Below are 604 nucleotides of genomic sequence, written 5' to 3'. Positions count from 1 at the left end.
TCGAACTCCAGGTCAAAGAAATGGTCGAGCAGAATGGCCAGCATGAGCTTATGGCCTCGCAGCGCTATCTTCTCCAGCGTTTCGCTGTCCAGCTCAGGCTTTGCCCTCTCCGCCAGTGTTTGGTCTTTTAACTTGTCCTGTCCCATATACGCACCATGTTTTGTGTCAATAAAACGCCCTTTGCAGTGGCAAAAACAGGAGAACACATCCAGACTCCGAGTAGAATGCATGCCTGTCGCAAGGCTCCAGGGTCAGAAAGTCCCCCACCTGGAGTAGCTGATGGCCATAGCGAGCGTCTCCCTTGAGAACGAGCACGGTGCTGTTCGAAGGCTGGCACTGAAACGGGTATACCGCTTTGGCATCAAAGTACAGTAAAAATCCTCCCCCCGTTTCCAGCTGCCTAACCTGAAGGCCCAGCAAGGCCGGGAGACGGTCCTCAAACGGCCAGCTCTCCCCTTCCTTTGTGGCTGACACCTCCCGCTCCAACGCATCATATCCTTTGTCCACTCCTTCCCAGATTAAACCTCTCCGCTAGCCAGGTGGAGGGGAAACAGCCGGCAATACGCTGCCAGGCTGCCTCCCATGCACCTTCCCAAAACACAAT

At 54.8% G+C, this 604-nt stretch carries 1 protein-coding gene; it reads right to left on the bottom strand.

Annotated features, from left to right (window positions below; genetic code table 11):
- Nucleotides 1-165: 165 nt before the first annotated feature.
- On the bottom strand, nt 166-507 hold the full coding sequence (locus AC5FXQ_RS21780; RefSeq protein ID WP_493604515.1) for a hypothetical protein: 342 nt from the start codon (nt 505-507) through the stop codon (nt 166-168).
- Nucleotides 508-604 lie beyond the last annotated feature (97 nt).

The organism is Pontibacter sp. LHS1, from assembly GCF_058932855.1.
The sequence above is the reverse complement of the archived record's forward strand: the minus strand, read 5'-3'. Positions and strand labels throughout refer to the sequence as shown.